We start from the raw sequence: 18,737 nt of genomic DNA, 5'->3' as shown, positions 1-18,737 counted from the left end.
TTATAACGTTGTGCTAGAACATGGAGATCCCTCGCTACGCTCGGGATGGCCGAGTATTTTGAAGTACCGCCATCACCGATTTCCCTGCGGTAATCCAGGCTACAAAAAACTATAAATTGACCTGTGCGAATGTTATTAATTTTTTCATCTAGATTACTGACTTTCCGCTAAATGTTTTTTTAGGAGCATATTGATTTGCTCGGGATTCGCCTTTCCTTTGGTTTGCTTCATGATTTGTCCTACAAAGAAAGCCAATAATTTCTCTTTTCCTGCTCTGTATTCTGCGGCTTGCTCAGGGTACTGTTGAATTAATTTAATAATCATCTCTTCCCAAGCAGCTGTATCATCTACTTGTTGATACCCTTCGCGTGCGATAATCGCTTCAATATCTTCTTCTCCAGCCCAGAGCAAAGTAAAAATGGCTCGGGCATTGTTTAAAGAAATAGCACCCTCATGTAGTTTATTGAGAAGATTTGCCATAAGCTTTGCTGAGATACGCGGTGTATCAAAAGTTAAGTTCTCTTCATTTAAAGCTGCAGCGTATTGACCTTTTAACCAATTAATAACCATTTTTTCCGGAGCCTGGCATTGGCTTTTAATTGATTTAAAAAATTGGTAAGCGCTGGGCGAAGAAAGAATAAAATTAATGTCTTCTTCATTGAGTGACGGTGTATTTTTTAATTCAGTATGAATTTTATCAGGTAAGTCCGGTAAATTATTCTTAACTTCAGCAATAAGGAAACGGGTGATTTGTATTGGCAGTAAATCGGGATCAGGAAAATATCGGTAATCATTCTCATTTTCTTTACTCCGCATTGCGTGCGTCGTATGAGTATCTGGATTATAGAGACGAGTTTCTTGAATGATTTGTTGTCCACTTTCCAATACATCTTGATGTCGTGATTGTTCATAAGCAATCGCTTTTTCAATGAAGCGGAATGAATTCAAATTTTTCAATTCAGTTCGCGTTCCTAAGACAGAACTCCCTTTGGGTTTTAAGGAAAGATTCACATCACATCGGAAACTTCCTTCTTGCATATTACCATCACAGATACCTAAAAACTGGACCAGCTGATGCAGTTTTTTAAGATAACTCACTGCCTCATGGCTTGAAAACAAGCAGGGGGCAGTTACTATCTCCAATAAGGGAGTTCCTGCTCGATTTAGATCAATACCGCTATAACCAGAATGCACCCCATGCAATGATTTACCCGCATCCTCTTCTAGATGGGCACGGACAATCAAAACCTCTTTCACACGGTCGTCATTCAGAGTAATTGCTAATTTACCATTGCTGACTATGGGTTTTTGAAATTGACTGATTTGATACCCTTTGGGTAAATCGGGATAAAAATAATTTTTGCGCTCAAAAACAGATTGATCATTAATGTCTGCTTGAATCGCTAATCCAAACTGAATTGCCATAATGACGGCTTCCTGGTTCAATACAGGCAAAACTCCAGGATACCCTGCATCAATAAAGCAGGTCTGAGAATTAGGGGCAGAACCAAAAGCAGTAGATGCGCCAGAGAAAAGTTTCGATTTTGTTTTGAGCTGAATATGTACTTCAAGGCCAATGACTGTATCCCATTCCATAATTCACCTTTATTGGTTTGGACTGGCTAAATGCCAGTTGGTATTTTGTTGATAATGATGAGCAATTTGGAGTAATTGACTTTCACCAAAATGTTTTCCCATGAGTTGCAAACCTATAGGGAGCCCCTCAGTAAAGCCTGCGGGGATGGAAATTGCGGGGAGTCCAGCAAGATTAGCTGCTACTGTGAACACGTCAGCAAGGTAATTTTGAATGGGATCTGCAATTTTTTCACCAAGTTTAAAGGCACAGGTTGGGGTAGTTGGTCCGAGAATAACATCAACAGATTTAAGGGTTGTGACAAGTTCTTCCTGGATAAGACGACGGATTTTTTGAGCTTGCAGGTAGTATGCGTCAAAATAGCCCGATGAAAGTACATGTGTTCCCGTAAGAATTCGGCGCTTTACTTCAATTCCAAAGCCTTCACTGCGCGTATTGCGAATAAGCTCCGTTAATGTTGATGCATGTTCACTGCGATAGCCAAAACGTAAACCATCATAGCGTGATAAATTAGAAGAGGCTTCAGCACAAGCCACTACGTAGTAGCAGGGTACCCATAAAGGTTGAAGTTCCAAATTTAAAGAAACAATTTCGGCTCCTGCACTTTCAAAAACCTTCACTGCATCAAGAATCGCCTGTTGTATTGCTTGATCTACTTGTGGCTGAAAAAAACAGGATGGTAAACCTATTTTTAGTTTAGATAAGGGTTTATTAAGATCAGCACAATAATCAGGAATTGCTGAATCAACTGAAGTGGAGTCCTTAGGATCGAATCCAGCCATCGCTTGAAGAACCAATGCTAAGTCTTCTGCACTTCGCGCTAAAGGACCCGCCTGATCCAGACTGGAGGCGTAAGCAATCATCCCATAGCGAGAAATAAGACCATAAGTGGGCTTAATTCCACTGATTCCACATAAGGCAGCGGGTTGCCGTATTGAACCTCCCGTATCAGAACCTATAGCAAAAGGGACCAAGCCAGCGGCTACAGCTGCTGCAGAACCACCCGAAGAACCACCTGGAACGCGCTCTTTATCCCATGGATTTTTTACAGCACCAAAGTAACTGTTTTCATTGGACGAGCCCATCGCAAATTCGTCCATATTCGTTTTACCAATCAAAATAGAACCTTGAGCGAGCAAATTACTGACTAAAGTTGCTTCATAAGGGGATTGAAAATGGGCAAGCATTTTTGAAGCACAGGTCGTTGGCATGCGCAGGGTACAAAATAAATCTTTTAATGCCATAGGAATACCTGTAAGCATTTTACCATGACCTTTTTTTAGTTCTTGATCTGCTTTTTTAGCTTCAAGAATCGCGTGTTCCTCATCTAGACTGATAAAAGCATTTAACTCTTGATGCTTTTTAATTTGTGTGAGGTACTGCTGAGTTAATTCAACACTAGAGAGGTTCTTCTGATGTAATGCTTGAGATAGCTGTTTTAAGGATAAATGTTCCATGATTACTTACTCTGGTCAATAACTTGAGGGACTAAATAAAGATCTTGTTCAAATCGTGGGGCAAGGGTTTCTAAATCGGAAAGACAATTTTCTTCGGTCACCACATCGGATCTTAATCGTTGATTTAATGCAAGAGGATGAAAAAGAGGTTCTACTTTTTGAGTATCAATAGAACGGAGTTGGTCGACAAACTTCATGATTGCATTAATGTCTTCGATGAGTTTAGGTGAATGCTCTATGTCTGTATCCAGATAAGCGAGCTGGGAAATTTTGTCTAATTCTTTTGCCGAGATAGTCATAAAATATAGTACCTCACAGAGTTAATACCTCATTATAGGGCTTGTGTTGAAAAAAAAGTTTGGAAGGGTGCGTTAATTCCCAAACTCCATTTTTGTCACTCCCGCGAAGGCGGGACTCCATTCTTAAATGAGAGATAATGCCAGTTTCACATACGATAGTTTTCAACAAACCTCATTATAACGGGGATGTTATAACTTAAAAATAAAAAGTAAACTATTAGTAGAGATATTCTATTGCAACAATAACACGCGTAATAGAAACTTTCTTTACACTCAATTCTCAGGGTGAAAAATCATTATTACTCTGATCTTGTGATGGTTTTGGATGATCAGGCTGTTTTTTAAAAAAATGACTCAGTAATGCTCTTACCTTCTCGGTAGAGGGCTTAGAAGATCCCTGAATAGGAAAAATTCCCTTTTCAACAGATCTTAACTCCTGATCATCGATTTTCATGGCACCCAAAAGAAACAATTTATTTTGGCTGTCTACATAAATAGTATGATGATCTGCCGTATCAAAATACTTCACATCAGAAGCGATTTTCATGAATCCTTCGAATTCTTCAATCGGACCCAATTGTCCTTTAGTATTTGAACCACTTGCAAGTAATAAATTATCATGAGTTAGAATGAAACAACCTAACGCCGTGGCCTTAATTTGTTTTGCCTTAACATCTGACAACTTAGTCCAAGTATTAATAAACACGTTTTCTGGATTTAATCCTAATAATCCTGATTGATTGTTCCCGTATACATAGACTTCACCATCCGTAGTTAACAAAAGTGCACATTGCTGTTGATTGTTCACCGCAATATCAGCAATTTCTAAGTCAGAAGAGGGCGTGGGAAGCCAATCGGATAAAAAAGCTTTAATGTGTTTCAATGGATAAGCTGTTAATGGGTTACCCATTATTTTAAACGCCTTGTCGGGGGAGTCGTCAGTGAAAATTAAAGCGCTTGTATGATCTTGGGCAAAAACATTTTTTAGTGTTGCTTGTACTTCTATAGGGGTAGGTACATAAATGCTTGTAGCACCTGAATCAGGGGCTATCTGGCTTTCTTCATTTCTTCCCAGGCCATAGACTTTACCTGATTCACCTAAAAAAATTGCATGTGAAAATCCAGTTGCAATATGAGTCACACGCTCTCTAAGTGCAGTGATTTCGGTTAATTGAGAAACATGTTTTATATGTTCACCGAGTCCAAGTTGTCCTCGTAAATTACTTCCTATAGCTAAAACTCGTCCGTGGTTTAAAAGAATCAGAGTGAAATCTTGGCCACAATGCACCTCTTTTATTTTTAATTCCTCAATTAAATAATCTGATGCCAATATGTTAACGGCTTTAGACACTTTTTTTAGTTTTAATATTTCCGTTATGGTGAGGTTATCGAGAACTAAAAATAAGATTTCCTTAGGAAGAGTGGTGAGTTGTTGTAAATCTACCTCTAAACGGGATTCACCCATAAAAAAAATTCTCCTGGCATTTTGTCACGGGTAAGCCTAATTCAAGGCGTAACTTGTTTATTATTTCCACTATCTGCAGAAAATGTATGTTCCTCTTTTTGGGGCAAAAGATCAACTACTTTTCGCAAATGGTTTACGTCCATTTTGCTGATTTTTTCATTAGGAGGAATCGCCTCATGTTTGCTAAGATATCTACTCCAATAGGGTTTAGATTTCTCAAATGCAGGTAATAAAGCGGATAAGGTCTCATTAGTTATATTGGATGAAGCAATACTCCACCGGTAATTATTGTTTCCAGCTTTTTCAATAGATCGTGCTAGAACCGCTTGAGCAGCTACCTTGAGCGCTAATTCAGGGGTGATATCACCCGCTCTTACCTGTCTGTTTAATACATCAAGTAATTCGAGCTTTAAAGTATGTCTGGAAGTCTTATTTACGTAGGCTTTCAAATCATCCAAAAAGGTGACCGCAATTTGTTGTTTACTATCAAGTTGTTGAGAAAAGAAACTACCACCTGAAACAATAGATACTTTTGCCAATTGCTCCCGAAAAGATCGACTCGAAATTGCTGTTTCGTCTGATTGAAGTTGTTCTATTTCTGGTTCCTGAGAATCATAGCAAGAAACCAATTGGGATGTCATCCGGGGAAATGGGTAATTACTCGTCAGAAATGCACCATAACCCTCTTTAGTATGCCCCATAACTACCGCCCATGGATCAACAATAATGCATTGAGATAGATTGTTCAGATCCTGAGAGTTATGATTAAGGAGAAGATAGGTGTGCGAGTATCTACCTCTTTTATGGCTCACCATTTTAATGTGCATCTGAGGTAATTCCCCAGTATCCATTTTTTTTAATAAATGATCAGCAGCGAGCAAAGCGAAGGAATGACAAGCTCCCAACCCCGATTCTCTAACTTTTTCAGCGGTTTCGGCAATTGCAGAGCGTCTATAAGTGGCTTGTGCTCCCCCCAGCCCCATAACTAGTTTTTTTGGAGTTTGTCTTGCTTTCGCCAAAACAGATTCTCTTGCAGATGGTGGTATTAAATCTTCAAATGCCCCTGCATCCATTGAACCATATTGAGAAAGATTTAATTGAAATAACTGAGCAGTTAACGGTGTATAGACAAATGACTTTGGGTCATGTACACGATTAATTGAGGCTAACTGGTTGAATGCGGGATTATTTATTGTGATCTCAAGTACCTGCAATTCAAAAATAGAAAGCTTTCCGTTATTATCGTTAATGTATTTTTGTGGATTCTTTAAAAATGATTCCAACTTTTCATCTGTGTCTATTATTTTTAAAAAATCTGGGAGTGTGCTTGCTAATGAAGAAAATCTAAATTTGTCCCCTGCGATAATATTTCTAACCTCAGTAACAAAAGATAAATCATCTAATTTTTGCCTTTTCTCTAAGAGCTTAAACATCTTATCTTGAGCATTTTCGCTAAGATTCTCATAAACATCTTCAATAAGTTTTGCTAGTTTACTTTGATCATATTTGTTATCAATGTAGCACTCTTTGTTTATTTGCTGAAAAAGGGTTTCATGATAATCATTCCACTCTTTTTCTCTCATTGCAGAAAGTTCGCTGGTTAATTTTAAAATTCTTGCATTGGAGCTTGCCTTTGGATTGATGCTTGTTTTAGCAGTCGGAAATTGTTCTGGTTTGTATCTCATAGTAGATTATCAACGAATAATTGATTCATGAGATAACTATAGAATTTATTTCTTAAGGAAAAATTACTTATTTATTAAGGATTTATTAACAAAAATGAGAAAAATAATAAATACAATAACTTATGGTAAATATACAAATTGAAAAAATATTGGTCTAATTGCTGTGTGGCTCTTTAATCTCAAAAATAGTGAAGGAGCTCTCTCGTTGCATTCGGAATGACGGGATTACACGATAATATGCCCGCTATTTTATTATGTATCCTGGGTTTGGCGAAGCCTTACCCGGGATTTAGGGGATGAAGAAACCACTGAATACAGTTGAGCTCAGATTAATGTTCTGGATTATTACTTTTTCAGGTAAGGAAACTCATCATGAAGAAGCTGAATGACAGGGTTTAATTGTTCTTTACTTTTTACGATAAGAAGCACGGTATCGTCACCGGCAATCGTTCCTAAAATTCCTGAGTCCTGAATGGCTTGAGGTGAAAAAGATACGAATTTTCTATCAATAAAAAAAGCCAAACTGTTTGCATTTCCAGGGTGAGTATGAAGCACTATAAGACCATAATCGGACACTTGCATATTCAGTACCAAAGGTAAGTTAGGTAGATTGAAGTCGACTACTTGATAAGTTCCACCTATTTTTGCAATTTTTAATTTTTTCAGCCTTCGTGATAGGGTTGCCTGAGGAATCGTATAACCCCGTGCTTTTAAGCTGTTTTGCAAATCAATTTGCTCAGCAATTTTTTCGGTTTGCACAATATTTAATATATGTCCATCAAGGGCAGCGTCTAGGCTCATTCAATTCTCCGCTTAATTGGTGATCAGTGAATATAAAGTCATTTTAATGAAATTATATTCAAAATATCTTGACAGGGCAAGTCAAGATTGCTACATTTGAAAAACGCATAAAAACTGGATTTATATTCAAATGAAACAATTATTTTTTGTCATTTTAATAGGCTTTGCTTTGCTTGTTTCCTTTTGTTACGGGATAATACCTAAGGAGAGCATTCAATATATTCATTTTGCCGTGGCTGCGGAATATCCACCATTCGAATACAATGATCATGGGAAAATCAAAGGTTTTGATATTGATCTTGCTCGTTTGATTGCAAAAAAATTAGGTAAGGAAGCATTTTTTGATAGCATGCAATTCAGCAGCATCTTGCCAGCCCTAAGCTCTGGTCAGGTTGATGCCGCGATTTCTACAATTACGATTACAGATCAGCGAAAAAAGAATTTTGATTTTAGTGAGCCTTATTATTTCGAGAGTATGGCGGCTGTTTTTCCTGAAAACAAGCCGATTAAAAACGTACAACAATTAGCTGACAAAAAAATAGCAGTTCAATTAGGTAGTACCATGGAAATTTGGTTGAAGCAGAACGTTCCGAATGCCAATCTTTTAGTGATGGATAATAACAATCAAACCATTGCAGCTTTAAAAGCCGGCCATGCTGATTTAGTTCTATTGGATGGCGTACAAGGTGCCGTATTTAGTAAGAAAAATCCTGGACTGTCTTTTGCTGTGATTGCTCAATCAGATGATGGCTACGGCTTGGCTTTAAAAAAGAATTCTGAGTTGACGCAAAAAATAAATCAGGTTTTACATGAAATCGAACAAACGGGTGAGCTGAGTGCACTCAAGAAAAAATGGCTGGAGAATACACAATGGAAGAGTTAACACAAAACATCCTCTATATTGGTGAGGGAACTCTAGTTACTTTAATCTTGTTAATGGGTGGTTTGCTCATAGGAACTCTATTAGGAACCGTATTTGCTTTATTGCGATACCAAGGAATTATGAAACCACTAATCAATGGATTTATTTCGGTGATGAGAGGGACCCCAGTTATTTTACAGCTTAGTTTTGTTTATTTTGCTGTACCCGCATTAATCGGTATTAAAGCGAATATTCTGACGGCCGGGCTTTTAACATTTGGTCTGAACAGTTCAGCATACATTGCCGAAATTCTCCGTTCAGGAATAGAACATTTGCCCAAAGGTCAGTTTGAAGCAGCAAAAACGTTACAAATACCTAATTTTTATTTATGGAAAGATATTGTTCTACCCCAGGTCGTGAAAAATATATTTCCTGCATTCATCAATGAAATGATTGCGCTACTGAAAGAAACCGCATTAATTGCGACTATAGGAGGAATGGACTTGATGCGTAGGGCTCAATCAGTTGCTGCCGAACAATTTACCTACTTTGTTCCTTTATGTATTGCGGGTTGCATTTACTACGGTATGGTTCTCTTAATTGAATGCATGGGTAAAAAAATTGAAGAAAGGGGGCTTTATGTTAGTCATTAACCAAGCATCTAAATATTTTGGTTGTCTACCCGTATTGAATAACATTAATTTAGAATTACAGGCTCATACGGTGCTCGGTTTGGCAGGACCATCAGGGAGCGGTAAATCCACATTGCTACGTTGCATACAACAATTAGAAACTCTGGACTCCGGTACGATAACAGTAAAGGGACAAAGCGGTTTTATGTTTCAGGATTTTCAGCTTTTTCCTCATATGAACGTGATGCAGAACTTAGTTTATGCTCCTCGCTTACAAAACAAAACATTAAATCATGAAGAGCAAGCCCATTCTTTGCTGCAGAGTTTGGGGATTAGTGATAAAGCATCTTCTTATCCACATCAGTTGTCTGGAGGACAAAAGCAACGCGTTGCTTTAGCTCGAAGCCTAATGATGAACCCCAGTTTACTGCTTTGTGACGAACCGACTTCGGGTCTTGATCTGGCGACAATTGATGATGTCATTAACTTATTAAATTCAGTCAAGTCTTTAGGCGTTACGATGGTCATTGCTTCTCACGATCTCGATTTTCTCAGCAAAATGTCGGATCAATTGATAGTTCTGAAAGGCGGCCAAATAGTTGCGGATGTGGTCCCTAAAGAATTGGCTGAACCTATTTTGCATTTAAAACAATACTACCAGGAGTAACCCATGAATGAATCGATTAAAAAAATTGTCCTTGCTTATTCAGGGGGATTGGATACTTCCGTAATGATTCCATGGCTTAAAGAGCATTACCAACAGGCTGAAATCATCGCTATGGTGTGTGATTTAGGACAAAATGAAGACTTGACAGCGATTAAGGAAAAAGCAAAAAAAAGCGGAGCCTCAAAAGTCTATGTAATGAATGTTCAAGATGAATTTGTTAGCGACTATCTGTGGCGATTAGTTAAAGCGGGAGCGCTTTATGAAAATCAATATATTTTAGGGACCATTTCACGGCCATTGATTGCAAAAAAAATGGTTGAAATTGCATTGGAGGAAAATGCAGAAGCTGTTGCTCATGGAGCAACTGGAAAAGGTAATGATCAGGTGCGTTTTGAATATACGGTAAAAGCCTTGGCTCCAGAACTTAAAATTATTGCTCCATGGAGAACATGGAAGATTAAGTCAAGACAACAGGCAATTGAGTATGCCAAATTACATGGGATAGAAGTACCCGTTACCCCAAAATCACCTTATTCACGCGATCATAACCTTTGGTATATTTCCCATGAGGGCGGTGTGTTGGAAGATCCAGGACAACCTAGACCCGATGATTTATTATTAATGACAGCTTCTTTGGAACAAACACCTGATAATCCAGAGTTAGTGAGTATTGAGTTTGAAAAAGGGGTGCCTATTGCATTGAATGCTACAAAAATGTCTTCGGTCGAATTGCTCAGACAATTAAATCAAATTGCTGGTTCTCATGGAATTGGAGTGGCTGATCTTGTTGAAAATCGATTAGTAGGCATGAAAATCAGAGGAATATATGAAGCACCTGCAGCCGCAGTTTTATACAAGGCGCATCAAATGCTTGAAAGTTTATGTCTTGATCGATCCACTTTGCATTTAAAACAGTCTTTACAACAAACTTATGCCAATCTTGTTTATGAAGGACGATGGTTTTCTCAAGCCAAGCATGCGTTGGATGCATTGATTGATGTGACGCAACAACATATGACTGGAACTGTAAGTGTGCAGTTATTTAAAGGGAATATAATTCCTTATGGAATGTATTCTCCATTTAGTTTACATGATCCTGCCTTAGCGACATTCGAAGAAGATGGTGTTTATAATCAACAGGATGCTGAAGGATTTATTAATTTATTTTCTTTGTCGGCACAAGTGTATGGCAAGGTACATAAAGGAGGTCAATGATGGCCCATAAAACTTGGGGAGGGCGATTCAAGAAGGAGCTCGATCCTAAAGTCATGCATTTTAATGCTTCTTTGGCTTTTGATAAGGTGCTTTATCTCCACGATATTGTGGGCAGTCAAGCACATGCAAAAATGTTAGCACGTCAAGGACTTATTTCAGACAATGAGGCAGATTTGATCTGCAGTGGACTTGATGAAATAAGTCATGAAATAAAGCAAGGGATTCATCAATTTGATGAGTCTTGTGAAGACATTCATATGTTTGTGGAACAATTACTCATCGCCAAAATTGGTGACGTAGGTAAAAAACTTCACACAGGTCGCAGTCGTAATGATCAGGTTGCTCTGGATTTAAGGCTGTATTCTCGTGATGCCGGGTTGCACATTAATACACTTTTGCAACATTTAAATCAGGCTTTGGATGAATTGGCGACTACCCATGCCAATGATAAAATTCCAGGTTATACCCATTTACAACAAGCTCAACCCATTTATTTAGGACAGTTTTTTGCTGCCTACCGGGCAATGTTTCAACGAGACTTAGAGCGCTTGCGTGATTGGCATACACGAATGAATTGTTCTCCTTTAGGAGCCGGTGCTTTAGCAGGAAGTACTTTGCCATTGGACCGGATTTGGGTGGCACAAACTTTGGGTTTTAGCGGGGTAATTGAGAATACACTGGATGCCGTGAGCGATCGAGATTTTATCATTGAATTTTGTTCTGTTGCCTCAATTATGATGATGCATTTATCACGTCTTGCAGAAGATTTAATTCTTTGGGCGACTCAAGAATTTGGTTTTATAACCCTGGATGATGCTTTTGCTACGGGTTCCTCTTTAATGCCTAATAAGAAAAATCCAGATGTTTTGGAGTTAATTAGAGGTAAAAGTGGACGAGTGTTTGGACATTTAATGGGAATTCTAACTGTAATGAAGGGGTTGCCGCTGGCTTATAACAAGGACATGCAAGAAGATAAAGAGTGCTTGTTTGATACAGTCAATACATTGGGGGCTTGTTTGGAAATCATCACACCTTTCCTGCATAGCGTTCAATTCAATACAAAATTAATGGCACAAAAAGCCAATAGTGGTTATCTCAATGCGACAGCAATATTAGAATCTTTAGTATTGAAAGGAATCCCTTTTAGGGATGCTCATCATCAGGTGGGTTTGTGGGTTCAGGCGGCCATTGATAAGAATTGTTTGCTTGAAGAGATTATGAAAAGTGAATCTTAATTTGCGGCCTGGGTGCAGGATGGTGATTATGAAATTATCCCCCTCTGCCACTTGAGGGAGAGGGGCAGGGGTGAGGGTACCCTCATCCGCCGTAACGGGCACCTTCTCCCCTAGAGGAGAAGGGAAGGATAATGGCTACATATCATCCAGGCCACGAGCTTCTTGCAGAAGCTTATTTTTAAAGTAGAATGAGGGGCACACCATAATTTTTCTATTGAGTTAGTCATTCATGTTGCAACATTATAAAACCCAAGGGGGTGTGGAGTTAGAGTGTTTTCAGACGCCACTGGATTATCAGCAAGGTATAGAAAATCTTCTTGAACATTTGGATTCACAAAGAGGCGCTTTATTTGCGTCAAGTTTTGAATACCCCGGGCGTTACACCTGTTGGGATATAGGTTTTTATAATCCACCGTTGGCTTTTATTTGCAGGCAGAATTTAATTCAAATTGATGCACTAAACCAACGCGGTAAGACGCTATTAACCTTCATTATGCCATTATTAGCACATGAAAAAAGTTTAGAAATTCTGGCACAAAGTCATACTTTGCTGCAAATTAAAATTAAAAATTCCGAAGAAGTATTCAGTGAGGAGGAGCGAAGTCAGCAACCTTCGGCATTTACTGTGATTCGGCTCATTCTGGCTTTTTTTAAAGTCGAAGATGAACCTTATTTGGGATTATATGGTGCTTTTGGTTTCGATTTGATTTTTCAATTTGAAGAGTTACAGAAACATAAAAAAAGAGAGCTTTCGCAAAGAGATATGGTGCTTTATTTGCCCGATGAAATTTATGTAGTGAACCATCGTAAAGAAGAAGCCTTTATTCGACGTTATGATTTTCAATATCAAGGCCAATCTACAAAGTCCTTGGCGAGGGAAGGGGTTTCGGTAACCTACCAATCACCGAATAAACCTGAAAAGGCGTGTGATCATATGCCAGGAGAATATGCACAGGTTGTAGCTAAAGCCAAGGAGCGTTTTGCTTGTGGTGATTTGTTTGAAGTAGTACCAAGTCAAACATTTTATACCCATTATCAGGATCAACCTTCTCTTCTATTCAAACAAATGCGTCGTTTGAATCCTTCACCATATGGTTTTTTTATTAATTTGGGTGATGACGAATATCTGGTTGGCGCATCTCCAGAGATGTATGTAAGAGTTCAAGGAAAAAGGGTAGAGACGTGTCCAATTTCTGGAACCATTAAACGGGGTGCCGATGCTATAGAGGATGCAGAAAACATTCAGACGTTACTTGAATCAAAAAAAGAAGAATCTGAATTAACTATGTGTACCGATGTAGATAGAAACGATAAATCACGTATTTGTGAAGCAGGTTCAGTGAAGGTGATCGGTCGCAGACAAATTGAAATGTATTCGCGAGTGATTCATACCGTAGATCATGTTGAAGGTATTCTAAGAGAAGACTTTGATGCCGTAGACGCTTTTTTAACCCATATGTGGGTTGTTACTGTAACTGGTGCTCCTAAAATTTGGGCTCTTAATTTTATTGAAGAGCATGAAAAATCCCCCCGCAAGTGGTATGCCGGAGCTGTAGGCTGGTTTGGCTTTAATGGAAATTTAAATACGGGTTTGGTTTTGAGAACCGTGCGTATTGAAAACGGAGTTGCCGAAATTCGTGTAGGTGCTACTTTGCTTTATGATTCAGTACCCGAATCAGAAGAGCAGGAGACGCGCTTAAAAGCATCTGCTTTTTTAGATATGTTACAAAAACGTGAATCCGATATTGATCGCAAGATAACGCATTTGCCTTTAACTGGAAAAGGAAAACACGTTTTACTTATTGATCATCAGGATTCGTTTGTACATACTTTGGCAAATTATCTCCGTCAAACTGGAGCGGAAGTCAGTACAATTCGTTTTGATAAAGCGTTGCATTATTTGCAAAATCAAAAATATGATCTTGTGGTTTTATCTCCAGGGCCAGGTAAACCAAGTGATTTTAATCTATCTCAAACAATTGCTATGGCTATTTCTAAGGGGATTCCATTATTCGGAGTATGCTTGGGTTTACAAGGAATTGTTGAGTACTTTGGTGGTGTTTTGGATGTTTTAGAATATCCTATGCACGGTAAGCCATCAATCATAAATGTAGTTGGCGAACCGGAGTTGTTTTCGAGCTTAGGAGATAGTTTCAGAGCAGGAAGGTATCATTCACTGTATGCGCGTTTGAATGCAGTACCAAAAGAATTGAAGATTACAGCGATGAGCGATGACGGCGTGGTGATGGCTATTTCACATCAACAATTACCCATTCATGCTGTTCAATTTCATCCTGAAACCATATTGTCTTTAGTTAATCAGGCTGGATTAAAAATTATTACTAATTTGATGGGGATGGTTTAAGACCATGCGCAGTAAGATATTGATACTCTATACGGTATCTTTTGTCCTAGGTATTGTCGTAGGTCTTGTAGGTTCTACATTTCGATTGTCAATCGATGTACTAAGTAATTTATTCGATAAATTTTTTCATTTTCTTAGTGTGCATGGATGGCCAGCAGGTTTTATTTCTGGATTGGTATCGATGGTTCTGGTTTATGCTGCTTATTTTGCTGTAAAGCAGTATGCTCCTCAAGCATCAGGAAGTGGTGTTCCAGAGATTGAGGGTACCTTGCTTCATTTAAAAACCATACTTTGGCGGCGGTTATTACCTGTAAAGTTCTTTTTTGGAATTTTGGTACTTTCAGCAAAGATGATCTTGGGCCGGGAAGGACCTACGATTCATATCGGTGGAAGTTTAGGAGAAATGCTCGGCAGCTTGTTTAACCTGTCTCGACGAAGAAAGGATAGTTTGATTGCTGCTGGCGCTGCTGCAGGCTTAGCTGTTGCTTTTAATGCTCCTTTAGCGGGTGTTATTTTTGTTATGGAAGAGATGCGTAACCAATTCAACTATTCTTTTACCAGTTTCAGTATGGTAGTGATTTGTTGCATTACAGCTACGGTCATTCTTGATTTGATAATAGGGCCCCAGCCAACGATTCCAATGAATGTCTTTGAGTTCCCTCATCTTGATTCATTATGGTTATTTGCTTTGTTTGGTATTGTGGTAGGGTTTGTAGGACTTTTATTTAATCTCTCTTTAATGGGTACTCTAACACTCTTGGATAAATTGAGTTCAAGACAAAAATCATATTACGTCCTGACGGTAGGATTTTTGATTGGCTTCTTAGCAGTATATCATCCTGAGTCAGTTGGTGGGGGTATGAATATCATCCACCAAGCATTAACCATGTCCCCTGGGTTTGGTTTTTTGTGTTTTCTTTTAGTGGCACGATTTATAGGAACTATGGTGTGCTATGGGACATCTGTTCCTGGAGGAATTTTTGCTCCTATCCTTTCTTTAGGTACGATTCTAGGTTTAGCTATATTCCATATTTTAGAATGGTTACATATTGATTTTTTAACCCAACCCGGGATGTTTGCTGTTGCAGGAATGGCTGCTCTTTTTGCGTCATCCACGCGTTCTCCAATAACTGGAGCTGTGTTGGTGGTAGAAATGACTCATAATTATTATTTAATTTTCCCAGTGATGATGGCCTGCATTACCGCAACGATTGTGCTGCAACTTACTCCGAATGGACCTATCTATGAGCAATTATTAAATCGTACTCTTCGTTTGGATGCAAAGAAGATGGCATCAAAGTAGGTTTTCTTTAGGTGATCGTGTTCACTGAGAATCATTGAAGACACAAGTAAAAAGTGTGTTGTATTAATTTTTACTATCAAAGAATACTGGATGTTGTGAAACACTGGGCTTAACAGCCCAGCCTCCTTTTTTTGTGCAACTCGTTATCTCGATATTGTGAAAGATCTTCTACTGTAACATGGTACTATCTCGTGGAGATCCCTCGATAAAGTCGGGATGACCCGGCTTAAAAAATCAATCTACATGAACAACAATTTTCCCAAAATGCACCCCAGATTGCAGGTGTTGATGTGCCTCTTCAATTTGTTCTAATTTAAATTCCGAATCAATGATAGGGGTTAGTTTTTTTGATCTCAGATGATTTGCCCAAGCTTTATGAGCTTCAGTCCATAATTTGCTTTTTTCCCCAATCGATTGAGAACGGAGAACAAAGCCAAAAATTTGTAATCTTTTTCGCATAATCAATGCAAGGTTGCATTCTACGCTACTTCCTTTAAGGCAAGCGATCTGGATAAGTTTACTTTTAGGCTTCAACAAGTGTAAGTGTTTATTAAAGTAATCGCCGCCTATAAAATCAACAATCAAATCAACGCTGTGATCTTCAATTAAATCCTCGAAATCCTGTTTTTGATAATTTATGACTTGATCGGCACCAAGTTTAATTGCCTTATCCAATTTGTTATCAGTTCCTACCGTCGTAATGACGTGTGCACCAATCAATTTTGCCATTTGAATTGCTAACGAGGCGATACCACTTCCTGCACCATGAATCAGCAACGTTTGCCCTGATTCCAACATCCCTAAATCAAATAAAGTAGCATACACAGTCATCAATGCCTCAGGAAGTGCTGCAGCAAGTGTATAATCCCAAGTTTCCGGGATGTGCTGAGCTAATGAGGCTTCGACGGGGCATAACTCTGCATAAGCGCCACTTCCAACCAATCCATAAACTTTATCACCTGGCTTAAATTGGTTAACCTTTGCGCCCACTTCAATTACTTCTCCAGCAACTTCCAAACCCAGAATATCAGACTCTCCGGCAGGTGGGGGGTATTTACCATAACGTTGCATGATGTCTGCCCGATTTATAGCAGTTGCTTTTACACGCACTAAAATTTGTGAGTCGCTGTATTCAGGGGTTGGGCCTTTTTCGATAACCAATCGATTGTGAGGACCGGGGTTTTCTATGTGTACGTAGCGCAAAATTTTATCCTTAAATTAAATAAATAATTTGGCCTGGGTAAAGCAAAGCAGACCATTCATCAACGAGTGATCTCCATGCTGTACTACATTATTACAATGGGAGATCCCGCGTAGCAATCGGGGATGGCAAAATCTCAGATACCTAATGTTACAGCAGACTACATATCACACAAGCCACTTTTTACCACTTTACTTAAACAACCAGAGCTATATAATGCTTACACAGACCCTCTTTTATGTTGGGCAATGGCTAAATTTAATCATCAACGTCTTTGTGCTTGGCTTTTTATCGTTCCTCAGCTAATTGTTACCCTGATGTTTTTTATTTGGCCTGCATGTAATGCATTATTGCAATCTTTTTTTTATACCGATGCGTTTGGCCTACATAAAAAATTTGCAGGACTATCCAATTTTTTGGATCTTTTTTTTGATCCGAGCTACAGCAAAGCAATTGGAGTGACCTTCATTATCGCTTTTAGCGTAACGTTCTTCACCATGAGCTTAGGTCTCCTTATCGCCATATTAGTGAATAATAGAGGCCGGACGCAAGGGGTATACAAATCTTTATTGATTTGGCCTTATGCAGTTGCCCCTGCAGTAGCAGCAATTTTATGGCGTTTTTTATGTCATCCAACATTAGGATGGCTGACGCATTTTTTGCAGTCGCTTGGAATTAATTTTGATTATGTAAATAATGTAAAACATGCATTCGCGGTGGTGATCTTTACCGCAACTTGGCAGCAATTCAGCTATAATTTTCTATTTTATCTCGCAGCACTTAAAGCAATTCCTTCATCATTAATTGATGCGGCAATTATCGATGGGGCTTCTGGGTGGCAACGTTTTTGGCAAATCATTGTCCCACTTTTATCGCCAACTACTTTTTTCTTGATGATTATGAACTTGATGTATGGGTTTTTTGATACTTTTGGGATTATTCAAGTAATGACCCATGGCGGTCCAGGCAATAGTACAACTAATTTGATTTATAAAGTATATCAGGATGGATTTGAAGGAATGGATTTAGGAAGTTCATCTGCACAATCGGTACTCTTAATGATTATTGTTATTATTGTTTCATTAGTGCAATTTAAATACCTCGAAAAAAAGGTCCATTACGCATGAAATTATATTTCGCTCGTATTTTATCACATGGATTTTTATGTTTTTTTGTTATTTTGATGATGTTGCCTGTTTATTTGGCACTAGTTGCTGCCAGTAATGAAGGCAGTGTCATGATGCAATCTCATATTCCTATGGTTCCGGGTACTTTATTATTTAAAAATTTGAAGGCAGTAATGACGGAGGGCTTAGCAGTTACTGGAGGTGAGCCTATTACTTCCATGTTGTTGAACAGTTTTTTTATGGCGATGGCCATTGCATTAGGTAAGATTATTTTTGCTTTAGGCTCAGCGTTTGCTTTGGTTTATTTTGATTTTCCATTTAAAAAATTATGTTTTGCCATGATTTTCACAACGATGATGTTGCCCATAGAGGTTAGGATTGTGCCTACCTTTCAGGTTGTTGCTTCTTTTGGACTACTCAATTCATTTACTGGATTGACCTTACCTTTATTTGTGTCCGCTACAGGAACTTTTTTATTTCGTCAGTTTTTTAAAACCATACCCTCCGAACTTGTTGATGCGGCAAAATTAGATGGAGCGGGAGCTGTACGCTTCTTTTTTGATATTGTTTTGCCATTATCAAAACCGCAAATTGCCTCTTTATTTGTTATTTTATTTGTATATGGTTGGAATCAGTATCTCTGGCCGTTAGTGATTACTACAGAAACAAAAATGGCTACAGTGGTTATGGGTATTCGATATTTAGCTGGAGTAGCAGATCAAGTCCCACAATGGCATTACATTATGACGGTTGCATTGATTGCTCTAATTCCACCTTGTATGGTGGTCATGTTCATGCAGCGCTGGTTTGAAAAAGGGTTAAAATAAGT

At 38.6% G+C, this 18,737-nt stretch carries 16 protein-coding genes; 9 read left to right on the top strand and 7 right to left on the bottom strand.

Annotated elements, in window-relative coordinates:
- Nucleotides 1–153: 153 nt before the first annotated feature.
- From gatB to OQJ26_RS02325, 6 genes are all read right to left on the bottom strand, one after another.
- Nucleotides 154–1,596, bottom strand: coding sequence for an Asp-tRNA(Asn)/Glu-tRNA(Gln) amidotransferase subunit GatB (gene gatB / locus OQJ26_RS02350; protein WP_265702298.1), 1,443 nt, complete (start codon nt 1,594–1,596; stop codon nt 154–156).
- Nucleotides 1,597–1,605: 9 nt separating this feature from the next.
- Nucleotides 1,606–3,051 carry an Asp-tRNA(Asn)/Glu-tRNA(Gln) amidotransferase subunit GatA gene (gene gatA, locus OQJ26_RS02345; protein ID WP_265702297.1) on the bottom strand — a complete coding sequence of 482 codons (1,446 nt, stop codon included), beginning with the start codon at nt 3,049–3,051 and terminating at the stop codon, nt 1,606–1,608.
- Between the two features lie 2 nt (nt 3,052–3,053).
- Complete coding sequence (gatC, locus tag OQJ26_RS02340; RefSeq protein ID WP_265702296.1) at nt 3,054–3,350, bottom strand: Asp-tRNA(Asn)/Glu-tRNA(Gln) amidotransferase subunit GatC; 297 nt, start codon at nt 3,348–3,350, stop codon at nt 3,054–3,056.
- A gap of 280 nt (nt 3,351–3,630) precedes the next feature.
- Nucleotides 3,631–4,815, bottom strand: coding sequence for an RCC1 domain-containing protein (locus OQJ26_RS02335; protein ID WP_265702294.1), 1,185 nt, complete (start codon nt 4,813–4,815; stop codon nt 3,631–3,633).
- A 41-nt stretch (nt 4,816–4,856) separates the two neighbouring features.
- Entirely contained in the window at nt 4,857–6,500 is a 1,644-nt protein-coding gene (locus OQJ26_RS02330; RefSeq protein ID WP_265702293.1) for a hypothetical protein, read from the bottom strand.
- A gap of 345 nt (nt 6,501–6,845) precedes the next feature.
- Nucleotides 6,846–7,301, bottom strand: coding sequence for an arginine repressor (locus OQJ26_RS02325; protein ID WP_265702292.1), 456 nt, complete (start codon nt 7,299–7,301; stop codon nt 6,846–6,848).
- Between the two features lie 130 nt (nt 7,302–7,431).
- Here OQJ26_RS02325 and OQJ26_RS02320 point away from each other — a divergent pair, with 130 nt between their 5' ends.
- The 7 genes from OQJ26_RS02320 to clcA all read left to right on the top strand — a co-directional run bounded on the left by OQJ26_RS02320 (nt 7,432) and on the right by clcA (nt 15,580).
- Nucleotides 7,432–8,184: a substrate-binding periplasmic protein gene (locus OQJ26_RS02320; RefSeq protein ID WP_265702290.1), complete on the top strand. Its 753-nt coding sequence runs from the start codon at nt 7,432–7,434 to the stop codon at nt 8,182–8,184.
- Nucleotides 8,172–8,816 (top strand): amino acid ABC transporter permease, encoded by a 645-nt coding sequence (locus tag OQJ26_RS02315; protein ID WP_265702289.1) that lies wholly within the window; start codon nt 8,172–8,174, stop codon nt 8,814–8,816. Before OQJ26_RS02320 ends, OQJ26_RS02315 begins: the two co-directional genes overlap by 13 nt.
- Nucleotides 8,803–9,462: an amino acid ABC transporter ATP-binding protein gene (locus OQJ26_RS02310; RefSeq protein WP_265702288.1), complete on the top strand. Its 660-nt coding sequence runs from the start codon at nt 8,803–8,805 to the stop codon at nt 9,460–9,462. The genes OQJ26_RS02315 and OQJ26_RS02310 overlap by 14 nt, the downstream gene beginning before the upstream one ends.
- A 3-nt stretch (nt 9,463–9,465) precedes the next feature.
- Nucleotides 9,466–10,677: an argininosuccinate synthase gene (locus OQJ26_RS02305; protein WP_265702287.1), complete on the top strand. Its 1,212-nt coding sequence runs from the start codon at nt 9,466–9,468 to the stop codon at nt 10,675–10,677.
- Complete coding sequence (argH, locus tag OQJ26_RS02300; protein ID WP_265702626.1) at nt 10,677–11,912, top strand: argininosuccinate lyase; 1,236 nt, start codon at nt 10,677–10,679, stop codon at nt 11,910–11,912. Before OQJ26_RS02305 ends, argH begins: the two co-directional genes overlap by 1 nt.
- Nucleotides 11,913–12,141: 229 nt before the next feature.
- Nucleotides 12,142–14,277, top strand: a complete 2,136-nt coding sequence (locus OQJ26_RS02295) for an anthranilate synthase component I (RefSeq protein WP_265702286.1) — start codon at nt 12,142–12,144, stop codon at nt 14,275–14,277.
- A gap of 4 nt (nt 14,278–14,281) precedes the next feature.
- Entirely contained in the window at nt 14,282–15,580 is a 1,299-nt protein-coding gene (gene clcA, locus OQJ26_RS02290) for a H(+)/Cl(-) exchange transporter ClcA (RefSeq protein WP_265702284.1), read from the top strand.
- 234 nt (nt 15,581–15,814) lie between these two features.
- On the opposite strand, the gene OQJ26_RS02285 is transcribed toward clcA, so the two are convergent.
- Nucleotides 15,815–16,783, bottom strand: coding sequence for an NAD(P)H-quinone oxidoreductase (locus OQJ26_RS02285; RefSeq protein ID WP_265702283.1), 969 nt, complete (start codon nt 16,781–16,783; stop codon nt 15,815–15,817).
- Nucleotides 16,784–17,029: 246 nt separating this feature from the next.
- Here OQJ26_RS02285 and OQJ26_RS02280 point away from each other — a divergent pair, with 246 nt between their 5' ends.
- The gene (locus tag OQJ26_RS02280) at nt 17,030–17,908 is read left to right on the top strand and encodes a carbohydrate ABC transporter permease (protein ID WP_265702282.1); all 879 of its coding nucleotides are present in this window, start codon (nt 17,030–17,032) and stop codon (nt 17,906–17,908) included.
- A complete protein-coding gene (gene ugpE, locus OQJ26_RS02275; protein ID WP_265702281.1) occupies nt 17,905–18,735 on the top strand; it encodes a sn-glycerol-3-phosphate ABC transporter permease UgpE in 831 nt (276 codons plus the stop codon). Before OQJ26_RS02280 ends, ugpE begins: the two co-directional genes overlap by 4 nt.
- Nucleotides 18,736–18,737 lie beyond the last annotated feature (2 nt).

The organism is Legionella sheltonii (genome assembly GCF_026191355.1).
Taxonomy (GTDB): domain Bacteria; phylum Pseudomonadota; class Gammaproteobacteria; order Legionellales; family Legionellaceae; genus Legionella; species Legionella sheltonii.
The sequence above is the reverse complement of the archived record's forward strand: the minus strand, read 5'-3'. Positions and strand labels throughout refer to the sequence as shown.